Origin of the sequence: Tardiphaga sp. (genome assembly GCF_025356345.1) — a bacterium.
Taxonomy (GTDB): domain Bacteria; phylum Pseudomonadota; class Alphaproteobacteria; order Rhizobiales; family Xanthobacteraceae; genus Tardiphaga.
This window is the reverse complement of sequence record NZ_JANXTC010000043.1, coordinates 15066-33602: the sequence shown is the minus strand read 5'-3', so window position 1 is coordinate 33602 and position 18537 is coordinate 15066. Positions and strand designations below refer to the sequence as shown.

Genomic DNA, 18537 nt, shown 5'->3' with positions numbered 1-18537 from the left:
GTGTGGGAAGATTGCATCGATCGTGGGCTGGCCACGCGCGTCAACGCCATAGGGCGCCAAGTATCGGTGGAATTGACCGGCGCCGGCCGCGCTTTACTTCGCGAACATGGCAGGAACAATGGCGCTGGCCACCCGCGCCCGCGCCCGCGCCGCGCGTTGGCGGGGCGAGGGCAGGAGTGAAGCGAACTACTTCCCGTAATAGTCCTGCGTGGTTTCCCAGGCCACCGTCTGCAGCAGCTTCGCGGTCGGGGCGTCCAGCCCGGCGTGATAGCTGTTGCCGACCGCGGAGCGGCCGGTCAGCGCCGTGAAGGTCACGCAGGCGGCGAGATAGGTCCCGACCAGGGTCGGATGGCGCTTGTCGGGCTGGTACAGATTGAGCTCCGGCTGCTTCGCCCGCAGCCGCGCAAAAGCGAGCCCGGCCGGGATCACCAGTGCGTTATTGTCGTTGCCGGCGATCGTATAGGCCTCGGCGAGCTGCTGCGTCATTTCCGGCTTGTCTTCATAGGCCCAGGACATGAACAGGATCGGCACCGCGCTATGGGAGCGGACGATCTCGCTGTTCTTTTTCGCGTAGTCCGTGAAGATCGGCTTCAGTTGCGGATGGATCGGGCACTGGCTGCAATCCATCATCACCGCCGCGTCAAACAGCTTGCCGGGCGGATTGAACACCACGACATTGTTGTCGTCGAAGGAATAATAGCCGACCGCCTTGGGCCGAAAATAGCTCTCCATGTCATGCCAGTCGAAGCCGGAGCCGCCGATCGTGATCATGGTGGCGCGGTAGCTCGCCTTGTGCTCGGGGTCGGCGGCCTTTTCCAGCAGCGACACATGGCCCGGCAGGCCGTTATTGTAGTAGAAAAAGCTGTTGCCGACGAACATCTCGGTCTTCGGGAAATCCGGACCGAGGGTCGTCACCTTCGGCTTGGTCTGGGCCTGCGATGCAGCGGGCACGGCGGCAATCGCGACGGCCGCCGCCGCGGCGATCAATAGTTTTCTGACGATGGGGGACATGGGCTACTCCTCTTCTTGCGTTCTGCCTCTGCAGCCCGCGACGAATAGCCGCTATGTCGATTGCGATCTAGCCTGATCGTGCCGCAAAGGCCTGCCGCATGGCAGCATAGCCCTGCTGCTGCTGGCTCCAGTTGCGGCCGCCGGTCATGCCGCCATCGACCACCAGATCGGTGCCGTTGACGAAACTGGAATCGTCGCTGGCGAAGAACAGAGCGGCCTGCGCGATGTCGTCCGGCAGTCCGGCCCGTGGAATCGGCTGCGCCGTCCGGAACACCTCGCGCATCGCGGCCGGCGTCTGCTCGGCGACCTCCACCGGCAAGCCCAGCGCCTTGCCGAAAATGCCGGTGGCGATGGCGCCCGGCGAGATGCTGTTGACGCGGACGCCGGATTCACCGAGTTCCATCGCCACGCAGCGGGTGAGATGGATCACCGCCGCCTTCGCCGCGCCATAGACCACCGACGACGAGAATCCGGCCTGGTGGCCGGCGATGCTGCCATTGTTGATGATGCTGCCGGAGCCCTGCCGTTTCATATGCGGGGCGGCGTGTTTCATGCCGAGCATCACGCTACGCACCAGCGTGGCCATCGCCGCGTCGAAACGATCGACGTCGAGGCCCTCGATGCCGCCGGTCTGCGCCGGACCGCCGGCATTGTTGAACAGGCAATCGATACGGCCAAATTTTTCGACCGCGTGATCGATCAGCGCGCGCATCTGCTCTTCATCGGTGACATCGGTCTGGCGGAAGCTGCAATTGGCACCGAGCCGCGCCGCCAGCGTTGCGCCTTCCGGCACGCGGCGCCCGGCAATGACGACCCTGGCGCCTTCCTGAACAAAGATTTCCGCCGTGCGCAGCCCGATGCCGCTGGTCGCGCCGGTGATCACCGCCACCTTGTTGTCCAACCGCCCCATCTCATTTCCTTCCCGTTGCTTTGGAGGTAGTTGACGATGCGAGGCAATTTTGGACAAGGCATTTTTACAGCTTTCGCCCCAACGCGGCGCATCCGCCGGAGGCGCCCGCATCATCGATGGAACAGACTACGGCCCGAGCGAGGCCAGCGTCGCCCACGCCGCCGCCGGCGGCTGGACAATGGCGGCAACGACCGGCGCCGGCTCGTTGCGATACTGCCGGACGCCGTCATGATCGATCACGAACAGCGGCTGCAAATGGCGGGCATCGACATCCTCGACCATCGCCATGCGGCGGTTGTCGAGCAGCCACCAGCGGCCGTCGAGCCGGGCAGCGGCGACGGCATGGTCTTCATGGCGCAGCGTGTCGCGCAGGATCACCAGTCGCAGGTCCTCGGCGGCAATCCCGGCGGCGCGCAGCGCCACCCATTTGGCGATCGCGTAGTCTTCGCAATCGCCGGCGCCGGCCGCCAGCGTGCCGAGCGGCGCGCGCCACACATCCGTTGCGCCATATTGCGCCTGGTCGCTGATCGCCCGAATCGCCAGATTGAAGCCGCGGTTGATCTCGCCCAGCCGGGCACGGCCATCGCGATCGCGGGCTACGGCGACCATGTCGAGAAACCGCCGCGCCGGCAATGAACAGTTTTCGCGGTGCTCCTCGCACAAGGCTAGCACGGTGAGTTCATCCGCCAGCTCGCGCTCCAAGCCGAGCCATTTTTCGTTGAGTTCGCCGCGCCGCACGACGGAGGTCGGCAGCCCGAACGGCTCGGCCGGACGGCCAATCGCGTCGATATCGGCATGCTCGAGCGGGCCAGCCCGCAGAACGGCCGGCGCCCCGCCGGCGATGGCGCATAGTAATATGATGGCGCGAAAAGCGCGCCCAACCTGACCGATCAACATCTGACGCCCCTTGTCCGGGCGTCGGCGGCAACAGCCAGCACGTGACCGGATCATTCGAGGCGAGGATGGCGGGAGAGATTTGCGGGTCGCTTAAAGCACCGCCGTCGCGCCGGTTAAAGTGCTGGACATGCTGAAAAGCGGCAGGACAAATCGCATCGAATTTTACTGATCTGGCGGGCGCGGGCGCATATAGCCGGCGGCCGCCAAGCCGAGCCGCGGCAATGGTTAACCGAAATTAACGCGTAGTCACAATCAGATACCGCCGTCCGAAATGAACTACGCCGAAGGTTGCGCAACCGTCCACTTTCGCATTGCACACCCCGGTGGTATGCATAATTCGATATTTCCTTTCTATTAAGCATAGTGCGGTGACCTTGAACTTCGCCGGGAAATTCGACTTTTCGCAGGACGGATTAAGCGCACTGGCCAGCGCGCCCGTAGCTGTGACCGCGCCCGCCCAGAGCGGCGGCGATATCGGTGCGACCATCGTGCCGGACGCCCGGCTACTGTTTTCCGGCGACTACGCACGTTCCGGCCTCGACCTCGTGCTGTCAAAGGACGGCCACAGCCACGTCGTAGCCGACTATTTCAAGGGCGCCTCGCGGGCGACGCTGGCATCGCCCGATGGCGCGCGCCTGTCCGGAGATCTCGTTCACGCGCTGGTCGGCGAGGTCCAGCTCGCCCAGCTCGGCGGCGGCAATGCCGCGGCACAGGTGATCGGCACGGTCACAAAACTCACCGGCAGCGCCACCGCGATCCGCAACGGCGTCTCGATCCTGCTCAATGTCGGCGATACCGTGCAAAAGGGCGACGTCGTGCAGGCCGGAAGCGCCTCGTCGCTCGGCCTCACCTTCATCGACGGCACCGTGTTCGGGCTGTCGGCGAATGCCCGGATGGTGCTGAACGAGATGGTCTACGATCCCAACGGATCGTCGAATTCCTCACTGCTCAGCCTGGTCCAGGGCACCATCACTTTCGTCGCGGGCGAGACCGCCAAGCATGGCGACATGCGCGTCGACACGCCGGTCGCGACCATGGGCATCCGCGGCACCGCCGTGCTGGTCGAGATCGGCTTCGAGGTGCCGGGCCAGGGCGGCGCACCTCCGGTCAAATTCCAGGTGCTGGTCGAACCCGGCGGCGTCACCGGCTCCTATGTTTTATACAGCAAGACCACCGGCCAGATCATCGGCACGGTCAATCAGGCTGGCCAGGTGACCAGCGTAAGCGGTCTGGGAGATACGTTGACTGCGCCGGCCGATCCGCTGTCGCCGATCGCGCAGGGGATCATCCAGCAGACGCTGCAGCAATATTTTCCGAACTATGTCCCGAATGCCAATCCGCGCAGCAATGGCTCCGGCAGCGGCTCGACGCCGTCAGATCCAAATTCAGGCACCAGCCCCGACCCGTTGAAATTTGTGCCGTCGCCGGACCCGTTTCCGGGCCAGCCCTTCACCGTACCGATCAACCTGCCGGGCGACACGCCCGGGACGCCCCCGATCAATGTCACGATCACGCGCTTCAACACCGCCCCCACGGTGTTCGTCGCGCCGGTGGCCGTGACGCTGCCGGTTGACCGGACCAGCTTCGAGATCCGCGATCAGGTCACCATCACCGATCCCGATGCTACCGATGTCGCCATCCCTTACGTTCCGGGAACCGCGCGCATCCTCTCAGTGACCGGTCCGTCCAACGCGCCGCCTGCGCTCGATCTGAAGACACTGGTAACGATCGATCCACAGACTGGCCATGTCAGCTACAATCCGGCGGCGTTCAAATTTCTCGCCGACGGCCAGAAGGCGGTCTATACGATCGGCTTCGACAGCCAGTCCGGGCCTGATACGATCCGCGAGACGCTGACCTTCACGGTCGATGGCAGCAACGACACACCGGTGGTGGCCGCGCCGCTGGTCGTCGCGGTGACTCAGGACAGCGCGCCACAGACCGTCAACCTGCTGGACGGCGCCACTGACCCGGACAGCGGCGACACCGCGTCGCTGTCCGTGAGCCACGTCAAATACGCCCTCGGCAACGCCCCGGCCTCGGTCAATCCGCCCACCGGCATTTCACTGGTTGGCACGACCCTGCATGTCGATCCGGCCGCCTTCGCCTATCTCGGCGCCGGCCAGACCGCGAAAATCGTCGTGACCTATGACGTCACCGATACCCATGGCGCGACGGTGGCGCAGACCGAGACCATTACGGTCACCGGCACCAACGACGCGCCGGTGATCGTGTCCGGCGACACCACGGCCAGCCAATCCATCGTCGTAATGGGTACGACCACCACGGTCCGCACGACAGGCAAGATCACCTTCGCCGATCCCGACGTCGGCGATAGCCACAGCATCATGAGCGTAACCTATACCGGCGCGGCCACTGCGCTAGGCGCGCTCGCATTCACATTGGTGGATACGACCAGCATCAATCCCGATGGCCAATTCACCTGGACCTATACAGCCACGGACGCAGCGGCGGTGCAGGCCGCGCTGCTGGACTCCGATAATGGAACAAAGGTCGAGACCTTCAAAGTAACCATTAGTGATGGTCATGGCGGCAGCGTGGTTCAGACGGTGTCGGTAACCTTGTCGGAGGCCAATGCAGCAGTTTGGGTTGGCGGCACGAGCGGCAACTGGAATGCCGCGGCCAACTGGAGCCCGGCGGGTGTTCCGACCACCTCCACGATCGCGTATTTCAATACGGCAGCGACGGTCAATCTCACGAGCAGCGTCACCATTGCCGGCCTGCATGTCGCCCAGAGTGACCTGATCCATTTCACAACGACGGGTGGCGGGCACCTGCTCGACGTCACCGGTGCGCTGATCAATCACGGAATTTTACAGCTTGGTTCCGGCGTGACGCTTGAATTGAGCGGCGTGGTGCAGAATAGCGGCGACATCATCGTCGATGTCGAGAGCTATCAGCCAGCCGGCGCGACATTGCTGATCGACGGGCATGTCAGCCTTGAAGGTCACGGCCACGTCACGCTCGATGGTATCAGCGATGCGATTACCGGCCATTTCTCGTTCTTGCATCCGGCGATCCTCGAAAACGTCGACAATACGATCAATGGTTACGGCCAGCTCGGCGACGGCTATCTGAATCTGATCAACGACCTTTTCGGCAAGATCATCGCGTCGAACGCTTTTCATGGCATCGACATCGACACCGGGTTCGGATTCTTCGTCAATCATGGGCTGGTGGCGTCTTATGCGGCCGGCGGCCTTAAAATCGAGGGCCGCTTCTACAATGACGGCACGCTCGAAGCGAAGGCTGGGTTGCTCGAGATCTGCGGCAAGGTAACGGGTCACGGCCACGCCATCATTGACGGGGGCGCCATGGAATTCGGTAATGACTCCGACGTTTCGGTGGTGTTTGCTTCCGGCACGACCGGAACACTGGTACTGGATGACCCGGACGATTTCACTGGCACTATTTCAGGTTATAGCAACGGTGACAGTATCCAGACCGGCTACGGTGCCGCGAAGACGGTGAGGAGCGCGGGCGACGACTTTTCAAAGGTTTTCCACTACGCGCACGGACCCGATCTGATCATCGCCAACTCAAACGACACGTCGTTTACACATATCCTGACCGGCAACAGTAACGACGACATTTTCATCGGCAGTTCCGCTGCCGACAATTTCGTTTTTGCGGCCCATCTCGGCAACGATACCATCACGAATTACCAGCGCGGTGTCGATCACATCGATCTGTCTGCCGTGGTCACCACTAACCATCTTACCGACTGGATACATCAACACGTCTCGCAAAGCCGCTTTGATCCGTCGGATACGCTGATCATCATCGATGCTCATGATACGATAACCCTGCACAATGTGCTCGCATCGAGCCTCACGGTCAGCGACTTTATCGTCCATTCCGGGGGCAGCCCGCACTTTGCTTGAACCCGCGTTAACCTATCCAGGACATTAACGTTGTTGGATCGATCCGGAGCCCGCTGACCGATCCCGCTATAATAGCAGGACGGCGCAACGGATCGTTGCTACACTGGCTCCCGGGATGTCTACAGGGTTTGACCATGCAGCGCGGCCTGTCACGAAGCTCCAGCCTGCCGGCGACGTCCGAGCTCGGCGACGCCCTGCGGGCCTGCCGCGGCGCGTTCCTCGGCGTCGGGCTGATGAGCTGCATGATCAATCTGCTGTACCTCACCGGTTCGTTCTTCATGCTGGAGGTCTATGACCGGGTGCTGCCGAGCCGCAGCGTGCCGACTCTGATTGGCCTGATCATCCTCGCGGGCGGGCTGTATATCGCGCAGGGCGTGCTCGATCTGCTGCGCGGCCGTATCCTGGTACGGATCGGCACCTCCCTGGACGAGGCGATGAGTGCGCGGGTGTTCCAGACCGTGGTGCGGCTGCCGCTGCAGTCGGGCGGCCGCGGCGAGGGCGTGCTGCCGCTGCGCGACCTCGACAATATCAGAAGCTTCCTCTCCGGCGCCGGGCCGAGCGCGCTGTTCGACCTGCCCTGGCTGCCGCTGTATCTGGCGATCTGCTTCGCCTTCCATGCGATGCTCGGCCTCACCGCGCTGGTCGGCGCGGTGCTGCTGGTGTTGCTCACCGTCCTCACCGAATTCATGACGCGGTCACCGGCGCGGCAGGCGAGCGGCCTCGCCGCGCAACGCAGCGAGCTGGCCATCGCCAGCCGGCGCAACGCCGAAGTGGTGGTGGCGATGGGCATGGCCGGGCGATTGACCCGGCGCTGGGCCGGCGCCAATGCCAGCTATCTCGCCGGCAACCAGCGCACCAGCGACGTCGCCGGCGGTCTCGGCGCCGTCGCCAAGGTAATGCGGATGATGCTGCAGTCGGCGGTGCTCGGCGTCGGCGCCTATCTGGTGATCCACCAGGAGGCCACCGCCGGCATCATCATCGCCGGCTCGATCCTGAGCGCGCGGGCGCTGGCCCCGGTCGATCTCGCGATAGCCAACTGGAAGGGCTTTGTCGCCGCGCGGCAGAGCTGGCACCGCCTCAACGGATTGTTGCGCGCGATGCCGGCGCCGACCTCGCCGATGCAATTGCAAAATCCGTCGCAAAAGCTGGCGGTGGAAAATCTCAGCGTGGCGCCGCCTGGCGAGCCCCGGGTCACGGTCAGCGAGATCAGTTTCGTGCTGCAGGCCGGCCAGGGGCTGGGTATCATCGGGCCTTCCGGCTCCGGCAAATCATCGCTGCTGCGTGCACTGGTCGGCGTCTGGCGGCCGGTCCGCGGCCATGTCCGGCTCGATGCCGCGGCCCTTGACCAGTGGTCGTCGGACGACCTCGGCCGCCATATCGGCTATCTGCCGCAGGACGTCGAGCTGTTTGCCGGTTCGATCGCACAAAATATCTGCCGCTTCGATCCAGAGGCTAAATCCGACGGCGTCATCGCCGCCGCGCGGCAGGCCGGGGTGCACGAGTTGATCGTCACCATGCGCGACGGCTACGATACCGAGATCGGTGAGCATGGCGGTGTGCTCTCCGCCGGCCAGGCACAGCGCATCGCGCTGGCCCGCGCGCTGTATGGCGACCCGTTCCTGATCGTGCTCGACGAGCCCAATTCCAACCTCGACACCGAGGGCGACGAGGCGCTGACCCGCGCGGTGCGCGTGGCGCGTGCCCGCGGTGCCATCGTCATCGTGGTGGCGCACCGCCCGATCGGCATCGAGGGCGTCGACATGCTGCTGGTGCTGAAGGACGGCCGCATGCAGGCATTCGGCCCGAAGGAGACCGTGCTGGCACAGGTGCTGCAACGCCCCGCCGCGGCGCCAATCAAAATCGTATCCGACGGCGGAGTTTCAAAGCCATGATGATCGCGTCGCCCACCGCCGCGCGCCGTTCGATCCGCACCCATTTGATCATCGGGCTTGCCGTCGTCGCGATCCTCGCCGGCGGTCTCGGCGGCTGGGCCTCCACCGCGCAGATCTCCGGCGCGCTGATCGCGCCGGGATCGGTGGTGGTCGATTCCAACGTCAAGAAGGTGCAGCACCCGACCGGCGGCGTGGTCGGCGAGTTGCGCGCCCGCGACGGCGATGTGGTCAAGGCCGGCGACGTCGTGGTGCGGCTCGACGACACCGTGACCAAAGCGGGTCTGGCCATCGTCACCAAGAATCTCAACGGGCTGTGGGCGCGGGCCGCGAGGCTGGAGGCCGAGCAGCGCGGCACCGACCAGATCAGCTTCCCCGCGGTACTGCTGCGGCATGTCGCCGATGACGACGTGAAAAACGTGATCAGCAGCGAAAGCAAGCTGTTCAGCGTGCGTTCCTCCGGTCGCATTGGCCAGAAGGCGCAGCTGCGCGAACGCATTGCCCAGCTCAACGAGGAAATTGGCGGCCTGACCGCGCAGGAAGCAGCCAAGACCCGCGAGATCGCGCTGGTGGAGAAAGAGTTGGTCGGCGTCCGCGGCCTGTACGACCAGCAACTGGTGCAGATCTCGCGGCTGACGGTGCTGGAGCGCGATGCCGCGCGGCTGGCCGGCGAGCGCGCGCAGTTCATCGCCGCCCGCGCCCAGGCCAAGGGCAAGATCACCGAGACCGAATTGCAGATCATCCAGATCGACAAGGATCTGGTCAGCGAAGTCTCCAAGGACCTGCGCGAGACCAATGACAAGATCGGCGAATTCGTCGAGCGCAAGGTCACCGCCGAGGACCAGCTGCACCGCATCGACATCCGCGCGCCGCAGGACGGCATGGTGCTGCAATCCACAGTGCACACCATCGGCGGCGTCATCACGGCCGGTGACGCCATCATGCTGATCGTGCCGCAGACCGACAGCCTGTCGGTGGAAGCCCGCGTCAATCCACAGGATATCGACAAGCTCGCGATCGGCCAGAAGACGCTGCTGCGGCTGTCGGCCTTCAACCAGCGCACCACGCCGGAATTGAACGGCGTCGTCAGCCGGGTATCTCCGGACACCACCACGGACCAGCGCACCGGACAAAGCTACTATACGATCCGGATCTCGATGCCGCCGTCGGAGATTGCCAGGCTCGGCGACGTTCGCCTGATTCCCGGCATGCCGGTGGAAGCGTTCGTACAGACCGGCGACCGCACCATGCTGGCCTACCTCGCCAAGCCACTGAACGACCAGTTGATGCGCGCATTCCGCGAGAAGTGACCGGCCGACCAGACCCGATGCGGACATGATCCTGATCAAGCGAGTAAAGCGGCTGGCGCGGCGGTTCGGGCTTGCCCGCGTGCTGTGCATCGGCTTGCTGCTGGGTCTGGCGCTGCTGCGGATGGCCGAACTGCCGGCGCTGGAGGAGCTGCGGGTGCGCACCTTCGACACCTATCAGGCGATCGAGCCGCGCGTGAAGACCGCGCGGCCGGTGGTAATCGTCGATATCGACGAGGCCAGTCTCCGGAAAATCGGCCAGTTTCCATGGCCGCGGACCCGCATCGCTGATCTGGTCACTCAACTGACCCGGCTGAGAGCCGTGGTAATCGGTTTCGACATCGCGTTTCCGGAATCCGACCGCACCAGTCCGGCCAATGCCGCCGATGCCATTGCCGGGCTGGACGATGACACCCGCGACAAGCTGCGCGCCCTGCCCAGCAATGACCAGGTGCTGGCGGAGGCGATCCGGCGCTCCCGCGTGGTGCTCGGCCAATCCGGAATGTCGAGCGTCACGGCCGCGCCCGACCGGTCGCAGCCCTCGACCGGACTGGCTATGCTCGGCGGCGACCCGCAGCCTTATCTCGTGAATTTTCCCGGGCTACTGCGCAACGTGCCAGAACTGGAACGTGCCGCCGCCGGCCGCGGCTTGTTCAGCATCCGCAACGAGCGCGACGGCATCGTCCGCCGCGTGCCGATGATGATGCAGGCGCAGGACAATATCGTGCCGTCGCTGAGCTTCGAGATGCTGCGGGTGGCGAGCGGCTCCGACACCATCCTGATCAAGTCCGACCGCGCCGGCATCAGGAGCGTGGGCGTAAGGGGCTTCGAGATCCCGACCGACCGTAACGGCCAGCTATGGGTGCATTTCGCGAAAAGCGATCCTGGAATCTACGTATCGGCCGCGGACGTCCTGGATGGCACGGTATCGCCTGAAAAGATCGCCGGCCGGCTGGTCCTGATCGGGACCTCGTCGGTCGGTATGCTCGATACCAAGACGACGCCGCTCGATCCGGTGATGCCGGGTGTCGAGGTGCATGCCCAGGTGCTGGAGAGCGTGCTGACGCGTACGGTGCTGTCGCAGCCGAATTATGCGATCGGCGCCGAGCTGTGCGCTGCGCTGCTGCTCGGCATCGCCGTGATCTGGCTGGCGCCGATGTTCGGGCCGATCACGCTGGTCGCGGTCGGCGCGCTGTTCGCAGCCTTGCTGACCGGCACGTCCTGGTATTTCTACACGAGGCACCGGCTGCTGATCGACTTCACCTATCCGTTGCTGTCGACCACACTGATCTATCTCAGCCTGATCTTCAGCAATTTCGTGCGCGAGCAGCGACAGCGCCGCCGCATCCGCTCCGCCTTCAGCCAGTATCTGTCGCCGGCGCTGGTCGAGCAACTGGCGCAGTCGCCGGAAAAACTGGTGCTGGGCGGCGAGGAACGCGAGATGACCATCATGTTCTCCGACGTGCGCGGTTTCACCTCGATCGCGGAATCCTACCGGCACGACCCACATGGCCTGACCACGTTGATGAACCGCTTCCTGACGCCGCTGACCAATGCGATCCTCGACCGCGACGGCACCATCGACAAATATATGGGCGACGCCATCATGGCGTTCTGGAACGCGCCGCTCGACGATCCCCACCACCAGGTCAATGCCTGCGACGCCGCGCTCGACATGCTGGAACGCATCGAGGCGCTGAACAAGGTCCGCGAGACCGAGGCGGCTCAGGGCGGCCACGTCTACCTCCCGATCCAGGTCGGCGTCGGCCTCAACACTGGCACTTGCGTGGTCGGCAATATGGGATCCGACCTGCGGTTCGACTATTCGGTGCTCGGCGACAGCGTCAACCTGGCGTCCCGGCTGGAAGGGCAGTCGAAGGAATACGGATTTCCGATCATCGTCGGCTCCAAGACCGCCCTGGCGGCGAAGAGCAGATTTGCGATCCTCGAACTCGACTTCATCATGGTGAAGGGCAAGACCGAGCCGGAAGTAATCTATGCGATCGCCGGGCGCCAGGAGATGGCGACGTCGGAAAGCTTTCAGCTGCTCCGCAATCTGACCATCGAAATGCTGGCCTGCTATCGTAGCCGCGACTGGGAGGGTGCCCTGTTCGCGATCGAACGCGGCCGCAGCTCTGACGTCGGTCATCTGCTGCGGCTATTATACGACCTGTATGAGAAGCGGCTACGAGCCTATCAGCTCAATCCGCCGCCGGCAGAGTGGAACGGGGCCTACGCGCTATTGACGAAGTAGCCGGCCATTCCGGGCGCGGGCGCGCCAGGCGAACGCGCCCGCGGAATGACAAGCACCATCAAATTTCCCGAAGCCCGCGCGGGCTGGGGAGGCTGACTTCCGCCAGCTTCAGCGCATCCTCGTTCTGGTCGATCGCGACATATTGGCCGTCCCAATAGGTCAGCGCTGTGCGCGGCACCGCGGTGATGACGTCGCGGACGCGGCCGATGACGATGGCATGGGAATGCCGCTCGATCACTTCCTCGACCTCGCAATCGATCGCCGCCAGCCCGCCGACCAGCAGGGGGACGCCTGTGGCGCGGGTCACCCATTGCGCGCCGGCAAACCGCGCCGCGCCCTTCAACCCGTCCTTGCCGGAAAACCGTTCGGCGATGTCGAGTTGATCGGCGGTCAGGATGTTGACGCCAAAGGCGCCGTAGCGCTGCAGCAGCGGCCAGGACGAGGACTGCCGGTTGACGCTGACGATCAGGGTCGGCGGCTCGACCGACAGCGACGATACCGAGGTCACCGTCATGCCGGTGATGTCCTTGCCACGGCCGACGGTGATGACGCTGACGCCGCCGGCCAATGAGCGCATGGCGCCACGGAATTCAGCGGGGGCGACGTCGCGATCAACCTGGAGGTTACGCACGATCGAATTCATTTCGGCCTCACAAGTCAGTTGCGTCATCCCCGGCGGAGAGAAGATTGCGCAGGATCGAGCCCTCCAGCGCGGCAAGATCGGCGGACCCGCGCTGCCTCGGCCGCGCGATATCGACATGGATATCGTGCGCGATGCGGCCTTCTTCAATGACCAGCACGCGATCGGCGAGAGCCACGGCTTCCGCCACGTCATGGGTGACGAGGATCGGGGTGAAAGCCTGGTCGTGCCAGACGCGGCCGAGCAGACGCTGCATCGAAATCCGGGTCAGGGCGTCGAGCGCGCCGAGCGGCTCGTCGAGCGCCAGCACCCGGGGGTGGCTGACCAGGGCACGGGCCAGCGCCACCCGCTGCTTCTGGCCGCCGGACAGAACCGCCGGCCATTGTTCGCGCTTGTCGGCGAGACCGACTTCGGCGAGCGCCTTTTCGGCGCGCGCCTTGGCATCGACCGAGACGCGATCGGCACCGAGGCCGACTTCGACGTTGGAGAGCACGCGGGCCCAGGGCAGCAAACGCGGCTCCTGGAACATGACCCGGATGTCCTCGGGACGGGTTTGCTCGCCAAAACTGATAGTGCCGGCGGTCGGCTGATCGAGGCCGGCGATCAGCCGCAGCAGCGTGCTCTTGCCGCAGCCGCTCTGCCCGACAATGGCGACGAACTGGCCGGCGGGAATGTGCAGGTCGATGCCGCGCAACACTTCGTTGCTGCCGAAGGATTTTCGCAGACCGCGAATGGTCAGCGACAGACCGCGGGACGGTTGCCCGGCGGCGCGTCGAGCGGTCAGCGCCTGCTCGAAATCCGAAGGGACTTCGACAAGTTCGGCACCGGCGTGGCGGAGGCGAAGCGACTGGTTCATTTGCACGTTGGACTCGCTCAATGTTTCTGGAAAGCCGGGTGCCAGGACAGCGTCAGCCGTTCCAGCACGCGCGAGGCGCTGTCGGCGACCTTGCCCAGCAGCGCGTAGATCAGGATGCTGAGCACGACGATATCGATCTGCATGAATTCGCGGGCCTGCATCGCCATGTAGCCGAGGCCGGACGACGCCGCGATGGTCTCCGCCACGATCAACGTCAGCCACATGATGCCGAGCGCAAAGCGCACGCCGACGAAAATCGACGGCAACGCGCCCGGGAAGATCACCCGGCGGAACAGTTCGCCATTGCTCATGCCGTAGATGCGGCCCATCTCGATCAACTGCGGATCGACCGTGCGGATGCCGTGCAGGGTGTTGAGATAGATCGGGAAGAATACGCCGAGCGCGACCAGGAACAGTTTTGCCGATTCATCGATCCCGAACCACAGGATCACCAGCGGAATCAGCGCCAGATGCGGCACGTTGCGCACCATCTGCAGCGTGGTGTCGGTGAGCTTGCTGCTCAGCTCCGACAGGCCATTGGCGAGACCAAAGGCGAAGCCGATGCTGCCGCCGATGGCAAAGCCGACACTGGCCCGCCAGAAGCTGACCCAGATATTCTGCACCAGCTCGCCGGAGCGCAGCAGCTTCCATCCGGCCAGCGCGACATCAGTCGGGGCCGGCATCACCCGCGCCGGCACGAAGCCGCTGACGCAGGCCAGCTGCCAGACCAGCAGGATCACCAGTGGCACGATCCACTGGGTCAGACCATCGATACGAGGCAACCGGAAAGCACGAACGCGCGGGAGAATTTCAACGCTGCTCATGGTGATCAGGCCTGCTTGGCGAGCGGACGGTGCTCGTTCGCGATGGTCTCGCCGATCGGCCCGGTATTGGCGCGCAGCGGGGTGACATTGTCGTGGCTTTGCAGCGACAGCAGCGGAAACACCAGTTCGGCGAAGCGATAGGCTTCCTCGAGGTGCGGATAGCCGGACATGATGAATGTATCGACGCCGACGTCCTGATATTCCTTGATCCGGGCCGCCACGGTGGCCGCATCGCCGACCAGCGCGGTGCCGGCCCCGCCGCGCACCAGGCCGACACCGGCCCACAGATTGGGGCTGATCTCGAGCTTGTCGCGACGACCGCCATGCAATTGCGCCATACGCTGCTGGCCGACCGAATCCTGCCGCGCCAGAGTCTTCTGAGCGGCGGCGATGGTCTCGTCGGTAACGTATTGAATGAGTTCGTCGGCGGCCTTCCAGGCCGCCTCGTTGGTTTCGCGCACCACGACATGGAGTCGGATGCCGAATGACAATTTGCGGCCGCGCTTCGCGGCGGCGGCCTTGACCCGTGCCACCTTCTCGGCGACAGCGGCCGGCGGCTCGCCCCAGGTCAGATATTTATCGACCGTGTCCACGGCGACGTCGATGCCGGCATCCGAGGAGCCGCCAAAATACAACGGCGGACGTGGCGACTGCACCGGCGGGAAGATCAGCCGGCCGTCCTCGATCTGGATATGCTTGCCCTGCACGTTGACCGTGTTGCCGGCGAGCAGATCGCTGTAGACGTTGAGGAATTCGCGAGTGACCGCATAGCGTTCGTCATGATCGAGGAAGATGCCGTCGCCACGATTTTCGACCGGATCGCCACCAGTGACGACGTTAATAAGGAGCCGGCCATTGGTGACGCGGTCCAGCGTCGCCGTCATGCGCGCTGCGACGCTCGGCGACTGCAGGCCCGGCCGCACCGCCACTAGATAGCGTAGACGCTCGGTCCACGGCGCTACCGCGGAGGCAACCACCCAGGAATCCTCGCAGCTTCGCCCGGTTGGCAATAATACGCCGAAATAGCCGAGCTGGTCCGCCGCCTGGGCGATCTGTCGCAGATAGTTGAAGTCAACCGGGCGTGCACCCTGGCTGGTGCCGAGATAGCGCCCGTCGCCATGGGTCGGCAGGAACCAGAGAACGTTGGCTTTGGATGAATCGGTCATATTCCACTCTCAATCAGGTCTGGGTCGTCAGAACTTCATCCGCGACATCGACGTGCGGGTGATCAACCGCGCGGCACGGCGGAAAGTTGCGAAAATCGGCGCCGCTCGGTTTCGAACTCCGGACCCGGAAATCCTTATCGTCTGGCTTTCGAGATGATGGTGGTCGGGCGCGGACGTGTCGAGGGGCGCCAAGAAATAGCGACACGCGCCCTGTCGGAACCTCGCGCACGTCCGGTTCCTTTCAAAGATCAACCGAAGCGGAGCATTTTTCTCCGCCCGCTATGACGGTGCCCTAGCCATCGATCGCATGGACGCCAGCGCAATGGCCTGGCAGCGACCGGCGGTCCGTGCGACGGATTGACCTTCTGTTAATGACGTCTGCCGTGGGTGACGCAAAAAGCGCCGCCCGGGGCAGGACTACCGCAGTTTTAGCGAGCGACTTAACCAAAACTACAAGGCCTTTTGCGAGGGTGCGTTACCATGCAGAATGCTTCCGTCCCAAATCTGTCGATCCCCGAACCGGAACGTGATCCCGCCAAGGCGGCCGCACCGGCCGTCCCCCGGTTGAATGAGGGATTCCTTGGCACCGACGATGCCACGGAGCTGAAGATCCTGCGCGAGATCGTGCGGATGCTGCCAGCCTCGATCACGGTTCAGGACGAGCGCGGCGACTTCCTGCTGGTTAATGAAGCCGCAACGGCGCAATTCAATGCCCGGGCAGAGGAATTCCGCATTTCGGCGTCGACGTCGGACTTCCTGACCCAGGCGCTCGATCACCGGCGCGAGACCGCGATCGACCTGCTGCAGTCCGGCCGCAGCGCCGTGTTCGAAGAGCGCGTCAGCGCCGGCCAGGACCAGCGGGTATTTCTGACAACGCATCGTCCGGTGCGGATCGGCGAACAGAACCTGCTGCTGTCGAGCGCCAGCGATCTCAGCCGGCAGAAGGCGATCGAGGAGGATCTGTTCCGGCGGGCCTATTATGACGAGTTGACTGGCCTGCCGACCCGGCGTGTGATTCAGAAGCTGGCCGGCGACATCATCGCCCGCGCCAATCCCGACGACCGCTTCGCGCTGGCCTTTCTCGATGTCGATAATTTCAAGCACATCAACGACTATTACGGCCACGCCATCGGCGACTCGCTGCTGATCCAGTTCGCCAAGCGGCTCGGCCTGGATCTGCGCAAGACCGACATGCTGTCGCGCATCTCGGGCGACGAATTCCTGCTGCTGCTGCATCCGATCCAGAGCGAGGAAGAGGTCGCCGAATATCTCAAGATGCTAGTGCAGCGGCTGCGTGCGCCGTTCTACATTGACAGCTCGGAAGTGTTCGCGTCGGCCTCGATCGGTGTCAGCCTGTATCCGGAGCATGGCGGTAGCTACGAGGCGCTGCGCCAGAACGCCGACATTGCGATGTACCGCGTCAAGAACGAGACCAAGGGCGCCGCGGCGTTCTTCAACGCCACCATGGAGAGCGAGACGCTGGCGCGGATGGCGACCGAGCAATCGCTGCGGCTGGCGATTCTCGACAAGCGGTTTTTCTGCGCGTTCCAGCCCAAGGTCGACATCCGGACCCACGAGATCATGGGCATCGAGGCGCTGGTTCGGCTGCGCGACGACAATGGCGTGATCCAGTCGCCGGACACCTTCATCAACCTCGCCATCGAACTCGGCCTGATCGACGAACTGACCCATCTGGTATTGGCGGAGATCATGAAGTCGCTGGACCGCATCAACGAGACTTTTGGTCCGGGCGCCAGCATCAGCATCAACGTGGCCGCCAAGCAGGCCGGCAACCGCGAATTCATGGAAGTGTTCGCCAAGTCGCTGGCGGCGACCGGCTCGCCGACCCGCTTCATCGTCGAGGTGACCGAAGACGCCTTTGTCGCCAAGACGCATTTCCAGGATGACATCCTGCCGATGTTCCGCGAGCTCGGCATCGGTATCTCGATCGATGATTTCGGCATCGGCTATTCGTCGCTGGCCGACATCACCGCCGACGAGATCAAGATCGACCGCTCCTTCATCACCGACATCCACAAGCGGCCGCGCAGCCAGGGTATTTTGCGCGCCATCGAATCGCTAAGCGAGGCGCTCGGCATGACCGTGATCGCCGAGGGCGTCGAGACCTTCGAGGAACTGGCCTATCTGCAGGCCGCGACCAAGATTCGCTACGCGCAAGGTTACTATTTCTCGAAACCGATTTTCCTCGAGGAATTGCAGCCGCACGCCCGTGCCACGGACGTGATCGGCGCCCCCTCGGCGCGCGCAGCGGAAGAAACCCGCCCGTTGACAACCCGCGCCGGCGGCCGCCGCGGCAGTTGAGACACAGCCAGCGCGGCCACGTTCAGAGCTCTCGCCTTGGGCCACGGAACCCCGTAAAGTTTTCGGTATCTGCTGTCCGGAACCCAGTCATGCCCATCGTCCCGTTGCTCCTGAATATATTGTGGATCGTGTTTGGCGGTCTGTGGATGGCTGCCGGGTGGCTGCTGGCCGCCGTGCTGATGGCCATCACCATCATCGGCCTGCCATGGGCGCGCGCAGCCTTCAATATCGCCGCCTATACGCTGCTGCCGTTCGGCCAGAAGGCGGTATCGCGCGACAGCGTCACCGGACAAAGCGATCTGGGCACTGGCGTGCTCGGATTGATCGGCAATCTGATCTGGCTGGTTTTAGCGGGCTGGTGGCTGGCGCTCGGGCACCTGTTGACGGCCGTTGCGCTGGCGGTGAGCATCATCGGCATCCCGTTTGCCTGGGCGCATCTGAAACTCGCCGGAATAGCGCTGTGGCCGATCGGCAAGGTGATCGTGCCGGCCTGACGCAAACTTCGGCAGCCTTCGCCGGCCTTGCATCCCGCGCCTGACTCTCCCTAGGATAGCAA

The 18537-nt window shown here is 64.1% G+C and carries 13 protein-coding genes; 6 read left to right on the top strand and 7 right to left on the bottom strand.

What is annotated here, in order from left to right:
- Positions 1-186 precede the first annotated feature (186 nt).
- From Q0S16_RS02355 to Q0S16_RS02345, 3 genes are all read right to left on the bottom strand, one after another.
- Positions 187-1011, bottom strand: coding sequence for a DUF4886 domain-containing protein (locus Q0S16_RS02355; protein ID WP_295844605.1), 825 nt, complete (start codon positions 1009-1011; stop codon positions 187-189).
- A gap of 67 nt (positions 1012-1078) precedes the next feature.
- On the bottom strand, positions 1079-1921 hold the full coding sequence (locus Q0S16_RS02350) for a glucose 1-dehydrogenase (protein WP_295844602.1): 843 nt from the start codon (positions 1919-1921) through the stop codon (positions 1079-1081).
- 126 nt (positions 1922-2047) lie between these two features.
- On the bottom strand, positions 2048-2818 hold the full coding sequence (locus Q0S16_RS02345) for a transglutaminase-like cysteine peptidase (RefSeq protein ID WP_295844601.1): 771 nt from the start codon (positions 2816-2818) through the stop codon (positions 2048-2050).
- Positions 2819-3186: 368 nt separating this feature from the next.
- Here Q0S16_RS02345 and Q0S16_RS02340 point away from each other — a divergent pair, with 368 nt between their 5' ends.
- The 4 genes from Q0S16_RS02340 (at position 3187) to Q0S16_RS02325 (ending at position 12173) form a co-directional block, all read left to right on the top strand.
- The gene (locus Q0S16_RS02340) at positions 3187-6723 is read left to right on the top strand and encodes a VCBS domain-containing protein (RefSeq protein ID WP_295844599.1); all 3537 of its coding nucleotides are present in this window, start codon (positions 3187-3189) and stop codon (positions 6721-6723) included.
- Between the two features lie 134 nt (positions 6724-6857).
- On the top strand, positions 6858-8615 hold the full coding sequence (locus Q0S16_RS02335; protein WP_295844596.1) for a type I secretion system permease/ATPase: 1758 nt from the start codon (positions 6858-6860) through the stop codon (positions 8613-8615).
- Positions 8612-9922, top strand: a complete 1311-nt coding sequence (locus Q0S16_RS02330; protein ID WP_295844595.1) for an HlyD family type I secretion periplasmic adaptor subunit — start codon at positions 8612-8614, stop codon at positions 9920-9922. The genes Q0S16_RS02335 and Q0S16_RS02330 overlap by 4 nt, the downstream gene beginning before the upstream one ends.
- A gap of 25 nt (positions 9923-9947) precedes the next feature.
- Positions 9948-12173: an adenylate/guanylate cyclase domain-containing protein gene (locus tag Q0S16_RS02325; protein WP_295844593.1), complete on the top strand. Its 2226-nt coding sequence runs from the start codon at positions 9948-9950 to the stop codon at positions 12171-12173.
- 58 nt (positions 12174-12231) lie between these two features.
- Here the strand turns inward: Q0S16_RS02325 and Q0S16_RS02320 are convergent, their stop codons facing one another.
- From Q0S16_RS02320 to ssuD, 4 genes are read right to left on the bottom strand one after another with little or no spacing between them, the layout of a single operon-like run.
- Complete coding sequence (locus Q0S16_RS02320) at positions 12232-12816, bottom strand: flavin reductase family protein (protein ID WP_295844591.1); 585 nt, start codon at positions 12814-12816, stop codon at positions 12232-12234.
- Between the two features lie 7 nt (positions 12817-12823).
- Positions 12824-13669 carry an ATP-binding cassette domain-containing protein gene (locus tag Q0S16_RS02315; protein WP_295844588.1) on the bottom strand — a complete coding sequence of 282 codons (846 nt, stop codon included), beginning with the start codon at positions 13667-13669 and terminating at the stop codon, positions 12824-12826.
- Positions 13670-13686: 17 nt separating this feature from the next.
- Positions 13687-14493 carry an aliphatic sulfonate ABC transporter permease SsuC gene (ssuC, locus tag Q0S16_RS02310; RefSeq protein ID WP_295844585.1) on the bottom strand — a complete coding sequence of 269 codons (807 nt, stop codon included), beginning with the start codon at positions 14491-14493 and terminating at the stop codon, positions 13687-13689.
- A 5-nt stretch (positions 14494-14498) separates the two neighbouring features.
- A complete protein-coding gene (ssuD, locus tag Q0S16_RS02305; protein ID WP_295844583.1) occupies positions 14499-15659 on the bottom strand; it encodes an FMNH2-dependent alkanesulfonate monooxygenase in 1161 nt (386 codons plus the stop codon).
- A 480-nt stretch (positions 15660-16139) separates the two neighbouring features.
- On the opposite strand from ssuD, the gene Q0S16_RS02300 reads away from it, so the two are divergent.
- Complete coding sequence (locus Q0S16_RS02300; RefSeq protein WP_295844581.1) at positions 16140-17981, top strand: EAL domain-containing protein; 1842 nt, start codon at positions 16140-16142, stop codon at positions 17979-17981.
- Between the two features lie 89 nt (positions 17982-18070).
- Complete coding sequence (locus Q0S16_RS02295; RefSeq protein ID WP_295844578.1) at positions 18071-18475, top strand: YccF domain-containing protein; 405 nt, start codon at positions 18071-18073, stop codon at positions 18473-18475.
- Positions 18476-18537: the final 62 nt, after the last annotated feature.